The organism is Pseudomonas viridiflava, assembly GCF_003702045.1.
Classification (GTDB): Bacteria; Pseudomonadota; Gammaproteobacteria; order Pseudomonadales; family Pseudomonadaceae; genus Aquipseudomonas; species Aquipseudomonas viridiflava_C.
Genome location: NZ_RBTP01000079.1, coordinates 53,454 through 59,907 on the forward strand (window position 1 = coordinate 53,454; position 6,454 = coordinate 59,907).

The window sequence follows — 6,454 nt, forward strand, 5'->3', positions numbered from 1 at the left end:
CAGCTTGGTCACCTGCTTGTTTGGCTCCCTCCCGACGGAAGCAGCCAGAAAATCTTGCAAACCCCTTGGTTTGCGCCACCGTCATCGGTGGGTCCTGCACGATACAGACACGGACAGCGCCGATCGTCTATAACGGAAAAAGGCCGGTGGCAAAAGCCACCAGCCATCAGCCTTTCGCTAAATGCGTGGGCTGGACACTCAAATCGATGCTTATTTCAGCTCGACTTTAGCGCCTGCTTCTTCCAGAGTAGCTTTGGCTTTGTCAGCTGCGTCTTTGGCAACAGCTTCCAGAACCATTGCTGGAGCGCCGTCAACGACTGCCTTGGCTTCTTTCAGGCCCAGACCGGTCAGCTCGCGAACTGCCTTGATCACGTTAACTTTCTTCTCGCCAGCTTCCAGCAGCATGACGTTGAATTCAGTTTGTTCTTCAACAACGGCAGCAGCAACAGCTGGGCCAGCAGAAGCAGCGGCAGCAGTAACACCGAATTTCTCTTCGAAAGCTTTGATCAGCTCAACAACTTCCATTACGGACATGTTGCCAACGGCTTCGAGGATATCGTTTTGAGAGATAGACATGAATCTAATTCCTGATTTGGGGACGGCCTACGCGACCATCGAAAAAAACAAAAACGCGAGAAACGGCCAGCCTTAGGCTGCAGCTGCTTCTTTCTGGTCGCGAACAGCCGCCAGAGTACGAGCCAACTTGCTGGTAGCGCCTTGAATCACGCTCATCAGCTGAGAAATTGCTTCGTCACGGGTCGGCAGGGTTGCCAGTACATCGATCTGATTAGCTGCGAGGTACAAGCCCTCGAACGCAGCTGCCTTGATCTCGAACTTATCCTGACCCTTAGCGAATTCCTTGAACAGGCGAGCAGCAGCACCCGGATGTTCGTTAGAGAATGCGATCAAGGTCGGGCCTGTGAACACGTCGTTGAGGACACTGAATTGAGTGTCAGCAACAGCGCGCTTGAGCAGAGTGTTACGTACAACACGTACATAAACGCCTGCTTCACGAGCCTCTTTACGGAGTCCGGTCATAGCGCCGACTGTCACGCCGCGGGCATCAGCCACGACTGCGGACAGACCAGCTTTGGCAGCCTCGTTGACTTCAGCGACGATGGCTTTCTTGTCTTCGAGTTTAATTGCCACGGGTTTAACTCCTGCTTGTTACCGTTTCATCGAGCCTGAGCTTGATGTCGTTTTGGTGTCTGATTCGGTAAGGAACCGGGAGCACCATCTGCGTAGGCTTGAGTTTTAAGACTTTCGCCGCCTACGGTCTTGGATAGCCCCCGCCAGGCAGGGACCCCAATTTTTTTAAGCGACACGTCGGACGTGCCGCCTTTGTCTTACGCGTCCAGCGAGCCTTGATCGATCACCAGGCCTGGGCCCATAGTGGTGCTCAAAGTAACGCGCTTGACGTAAATACCTTTCGAAGAAGCAGGCTTGATACGCTTCAAATCAGCGATCAGCGCTTCAACGTTTTCCTTCAGCTTGACGGCGTCAAAACCGACTTTGCCAACGGAAGTGTGGATGATGCCGTTTTTGTCGGTGCGATAACGAACCTGACCAGCCTTGGCATTCTTGACGGCGTTAGCAACGTCAGGAGTAACAGTGCCGACTTTTGGGTTAGGCATCAGACCACGAGGACCGAGAACCTGACCCAACTGACCTACAACACGCATTGCATCAGGAGAAGCAATAACGACGTCATAGTTCAGGTCGCCAGCTTTCATTTCGGCGGCCAGATCATCCATACCAACGCGATCAGCGCCAGCAGCCAGAGCAGCTTCAGCAGCAGGACCCTGGGTAAAAACTGCAACGCGTACAGTTTTGCCAGTGCCGTGCGGCAGAACGGTAGCGCTACGAACTACCTGGTCGGATTTACGAGGGTCAACGCCCAAGTTGACAGCGATGTCCACGGACTCGCTGAATTTAACAGTAGACAACTCGGTCAGCAGAGCAGCTGCGTCTACAAAGTTGTAGGCCTTGCCAGCTTCGATCTTGCCAGCGATTGCCTTTTGACGCTTGGTCAGCTTAGCCATTACACACCCTCCACGTTAAGGCCCATGCTACGAGCGGAACCGGCGATGGTACGCACGGCCGCATCCATGTCAGCAGCTGTCAGATCCGCATTTTTTGTCTTAGCGATTTCTTCCAGCTGAGCACGGGTCACGGTGCCAACTTTAACGGTGTTCGGGCGAGCCGAGCCGCTGGTCAGGCCTGCAGCTTTCTTCAGCAGAACCGACGCAGGAGTACTTTTTGTTTCAAAAGTGAAGCTACGGTCGCTGTATACAGTGATGATCACTGGAGTCGGCAAGCCAGGCTCAATACCCTGAGTACGAGCGTTGAACGCCTTGCAGAATTCCATGATGTTCACACCGTGCTGACCCAGAGCCGGGCCAACTGGCGGGCTAGGGTTAGCCTGAGCGGCTTTCACTTGCAGCTTGATGTATGCACTAATCTTCTTGGCCATGAGGCACTCCAATTACGGGTTCAAGCGCCAATAAAGGCTCCCCGGTTGCTTACGCGTATATCCCAGTGACGAAAAAACCCCACAGCCTTAGACTGCGGGGGTATGGGATTCCAGCTCAGTTATGCCTTTTCGACCTGACTGAACTCCAACTCTACCGGAGTAGAGCGTCCGAAAATGAGCACCGCCACTTGGATACGGCTCTTTTCGTAGTTAACTTCTTCTACCGTGCCATTGAAATCGGCGAACGGACCGTCGGTAACGCGAACAACCTCGCCAGGCTCGAAGAGAGTCTTTGGCTTTGGCTTATCGCTACCGTCGGCGACACGACGCAGAATAGCTTCTGCCTCTTTGTCGGTGATAGGCGCAGGCTTGTCAGCGGTACCGCCGATAAAGCCCATGACACGAGGGGTATCCTTGACCAAGTGCCAAGTACCTTCATTCATGTCCATCTGAACAAGCACGTAGCCAGGGAAGAACTTGCGTTCGCTTTTGCGCTTCTGGCCATTACGCATTTCAACCACTTCTTCAGTGGGAACCAGAATTTCGCCGAAGCCATCTTCCATGCCTGCGAGCTTCACACGCTCGATCAACGAGCGCATCACATGCTTCTCGTAACCCGAGTAAGCATGCACTACGTACCAACGCTTAGCCACGGGACACCCTTAGCCAACAATCAAGGAAACAAGCCAGCCGAGTAGGGAATCAAGCCCCCACAGCAGCAACGCCATAACCAGCACAACAGCCACGACAATCAATGTGGTTTGAGTGGTTTCTTGGCGAGTAGGCCAAACGACTTTACGGATCTCTGCGCGCGCTTCCTTCGCCAGAACGAAAAAAGCCTTACCCTTGCCAGTCTGCAACGCAACAAAAGCTGCCGCAGCGGCGATAACCAAGAGAGCCAGGACACGGTACAGGATCGGCTCAGCAGAGTAGTACTGATTGCCGACAACACCCACGACAACCAAAACGACTACCAGGAGCCACTTCAGCAAATCAAAGCGAGAGTCTGATGCTTCAGCCTTGGGATTCATCTACGGAGATCCTGTGAAAAGAAAGCCAGATTACACCTAGGGAATCTGGCAGGTCAGGAGGGAATCGAACCCCCAACCTACGGTTTTGGAGACCGTCGCTCTGCCAATTGAGCTACTGACCTAAAAGCAAAATCAGGCCGACCATTATGCGGACCCGACAAGAGTTTTTCAACACCTTATTCGGACGCCACCTAAAAGATGAACATCTGAACAGCCTTAGGCACACCGCTTACGGCCCTACCTAAAACAAAGGCAGATATTTTCATATCTGCCTTCAGCAATGGAGCTCTTGAGCGGATTCGAACCGCTGACCTCACCCTTACCAAGGGTGTGCTCTACCAACTGAGCTACAAGAGCAATACAATCTGCATAAGCCGCAAACATGGAGCGGGTAGCGGGAATCGAACCCGCATCATCAGCTTGGAAGGCTGAGGTTCTACCACTAAACTATACCCGCGCAATTTTGCAGCTCGCGCTAAATCTGGTGGAGGGGGAAGGATTCGAACCTTCGAAGTCGTAGACGTCAGATTTACAGTCTGATCCCTTTGGCCGCTCGGGAACCCCTCCTGAGCAGGGCAGCATTCTCAACTCATGCCGCCCTTCTGTCAACCTTTTTCTCAGTAAAAACCTGAGGTTACATGCGTTGACTCTTTCTACTCCGTTCGCAAGGCTTACACCTCACTGCGAAGCGGGCGCCATTCTATGCAAACTATTGCGTAGTTGCAATGCCCTCGCATGACATTATTTTGTTTTTTAATTGCGGAAAGTCCTGAGCAAGCTGGCTAATCACGCTTGACTCCACCAGACGACGACTATCAGGGGCTATTCTTAACCAATAGCCCGCCCCACTACCGGGCTGTACGCTCTGGAATTGAGACTGGATATCCAGACTGTTAAGCCTCTGCTCTACCGCACGCGCATCTTCCTGGCGCGTGAAGCCTCCCAAAAAAAGACAATTTGTGTCAGCCTCTCGCGATAAGTGCACTGGATCCGACTCGCTAAGGAGACGGATATCCTGTTGCGTCGCCCGGTGCAGCGACAATGGCATCACTTCCTTTGCCCTTAACGGTGCCTCCTGCTGATGCCAGATGTAATAGAAGCCGTTCAACGTCAACATCAGGAGAAATAACCAACGCATAGAAACCTCAAGACAATGGGCAAGCCAGCGCAAGACCCACGAACACAAGATCCGGAATGACCCGAGCATCTGGCAGCACGTCTACCACCAGACCTGCGTCCCCGCCAGTGACGAAGATGGCAAAATCATCCCCCCAGTACTCACGCGCGATCTCCACCTGCGTGACTGCAAAACCCCGCAGCATCAGAGAACAGCCTCGCTCAACCGCCTCTGCAGTGGACCGGCCCGGAACAAACTTTGCGAGCGCCCGCTCGGCAGCCGCGTCGTCATACCTGATGCGCCTTGTGTGGGTACGAAGCTGATTCCGCATCAAAGGCATCCCAGGACATATAAAGCCTCCAAGGTGCCTGCCATCCGCTGCTACGAAATCAGACGTGACAGCTGTACCCAGATCAATCACCAAGCATGCTTTGCGAGCACAGTGATAGGCACCGACGAATGCCAACCATCGATCAAGCCCCAAGCGCTCAAAGGCCTCGTATCCGTTTGTAACCCCTGCCAACTCACGCGCCGGCAATGTGCAGACAGGGCTTATGGCAAAAATACCCCTGATAGCCGAAATCAGACTTTCTGTTTCTGCGGCGTTGCGCACGCTGACTAGGCGACAATGGCTCAGCGTCAGGTCAGGCAATTCACCCAGACTTTCCAGCAACGCACTGTCGGCATCTACAACGCCTCCAGCCACTACCAGAGAAGCGTCACGATGGATGACACGCCACTTGATGAAGCTGTTACCACAATCGAGTTCAAGAATCATCGCGCAACCTCAGGCTGAGCTCACCACCATTAAAGCTTCTTTCCACGCCACCCACATCCAAACGCAACGCGCCCTGCGCATTGATACCCAAGACAACGCCATTAATGGCGTCAGCACCCGAAAGTAATGTCACTGCTGCTCCTTGCCATAAATGACCGCGCTCCCATTCATCCTGGAGCGCGGTGAATCCCTCCTGACGATGAATAGCGAGGAGAGACTCAAGCTTTTGACTCATTCGGGCAGCTAGCTCATTGCGATCAACCAGCTGGCCCGTCTCAAGACGTACAGAGGTCCACGCCTGATCAACCTCTGTTGACGTCTGCATATTCACGTTAACGCCGATACCTATCACCACGTGACACACATCAGCCGGATCACCGATCAGCTCTAGCAGTATCCCGGCGACCTTGCGGCGACCCACGAGAACATCGTTAGGCCATTTGAGTCCGGCATCTTTAACGCCCATTTCACGCAGCGCGCCCATCACTGCGAGCCCAACGAGCAAGCTAAGCCCCTCTAGCTGGCGCATGCCGCCATCAATCCGCTTTACGAGGCTGTAATACAGATTGAACGCAAAGGGACTTATCCACTTGCGACCACGTCGCCCCCTACCGGAAGTCTGTCGCTCGGCCAACACAAGCGCTGGCATCGTGCCTGCACCGGCTATCAGGCGCGCGGCTTCTGCGTTAGTAGAGTCAACCGAGTCATGGATATGAACGGACCAGGCAGAAGGTAGACCGTGACGTGACAATGACTCGCTATCGAGTAGTGAAATAGGCGAAGCGAGCTTGTAGCCGCGCCCACGCACCTTGTGGATCTCAACACCCAGATCGGCTTCAAGCAGTTGAAGCTGCTTCCAGACTGCGCTTCGACTGATCCCTAGAGCCTCACCCAGCACCTGCCCTGAATGAAAGGCCCCATCAGCAATTAGCTTCAACAACGTCAGCATTTAAGGATCGCCTCGCAATAAGGCACGCATGATAGCCACGACGAGGCATGGTGCATAGAAACGAACGTTTGTTTTTAAAGCTAAAAAAGACAAAACCCCTCACCGC

At 53.6% G+C, this 6,454-nt stretch carries 9 protein-coding genes and 4 tRNA genes; all 13 read right to left on the reverse strand.

The features are described 5' to 3' along the window. Positions 1-210: 210 nt before the first annotated feature. A complete protein-coding gene (rplL, locus tag ALP40_RS25270) occupies positions 211-576 on the reverse strand; it encodes a 50S ribosomal protein L7/L12 (RefSeq protein ID WP_004883656.1) in 366 nt (121 codons plus the stop codon). A gap of 72 nt (positions 577-648) precedes the next feature. Then, positions 649-1,149, reverse strand: coding sequence for a 50S ribosomal protein L10 (gene rplJ, locus ALP40_RS25275; protein WP_122210827.1), 501 nt, complete (start codon positions 1,147-1,149; stop codon positions 649-651). Positions 1,150-1,346: 197 nt separating this feature from the next. Next, positions 1,347-2,042 carry a 50S ribosomal protein L1 gene (gene rplA / locus ALP40_RS25280; protein ID WP_004883652.1) on the reverse strand — a complete coding sequence of 232 codons (696 nt, stop codon included), beginning with the start codon at positions 2,040-2,042 and terminating at the stop codon, positions 1,347-1,349. Next, entirely contained in the window at positions 2,042-2,473 is a 432-nt protein-coding gene (gene rplK, locus ALP40_RS25285) for a 50S ribosomal protein L11 (protein ID WP_122210828.1), read from the reverse strand. Before rplK ends, rplA begins: the two co-directional genes overlap by 1 nt. 119 nt (positions 2,474-2,592) lie before the next feature. Next, complete coding sequence (gene nusG / locus ALP40_RS25290) at positions 2,593-3,126, reverse strand: transcription termination/antitermination protein NusG (RefSeq protein ID WP_002555501.1); 534 nt, start codon at positions 3,124-3,126, stop codon at positions 2,593-2,595. A gap of 9 nt (positions 3,127-3,135) precedes the next feature. Continuing rightward, positions 3,136-3,504, reverse strand: coding sequence for a preprotein translocase subunit SecE (secE, locus tag ALP40_RS25295; protein WP_005887064.1), 369 nt, complete (start codon positions 3,502-3,504; stop codon positions 3,136-3,138). A gap of 46 nt (positions 3,505-3,550) precedes the next feature. Beyond that, a tRNA-Trp gene (locus ALP40_RS25300) sits at positions 3,551-3,626 on the reverse strand. A gap of 159 nt (positions 3,627-3,785) precedes the next feature. Continuing rightward, positions 3,786-3,861 (reverse strand) — tRNA-Thr (locus ALP40_RS25305). A 26-nt stretch (positions 3,862-3,887) separates the two neighbouring features. Next, positions 3,888-3,961 (reverse strand) — tRNA-Gly (locus ALP40_RS25310). 25 nt (positions 3,962-3,986) lie between these two features. Further along, positions 3,987-4,071 (reverse strand) — tRNA-Tyr (locus ALP40_RS25315). A gap of 142 nt (positions 4,072-4,213) precedes the next feature. Further along, on the reverse strand, positions 4,214-4,642 hold the full coding sequence (locus ALP40_RS25320; RefSeq protein WP_122210829.1) for a hypothetical protein: 429 nt from the start codon (positions 4,640-4,642) through the stop codon (positions 4,214-4,216). A 7-nt stretch (positions 4,643-4,649) separates the two neighbouring features. Further along, the gene (locus tag ALP40_RS25325; RefSeq protein ID WP_122210830.1) at positions 4,650-5,399 is read right to left on the reverse strand and encodes a pantothenate kinase; all 750 of its coding nucleotides are present in this window, start codon (positions 5,397-5,399) and stop codon (positions 4,650-4,652) included. Continuing rightward, a complete protein-coding gene (gene birA / locus ALP40_RS25330) occupies positions 5,389-6,348 on the reverse strand; it encodes a bifunctional biotin--[acetyl-CoA-carboxylase] ligase/biotin operon repressor BirA (RefSeq protein WP_122210831.1) in 960 nt (319 codons plus the stop codon). The genes ALP40_RS25325 and birA overlap by 11 nt, the downstream gene beginning before the upstream one ends. Positions 6,349-6,454: the final 106 nt, after the last annotated feature.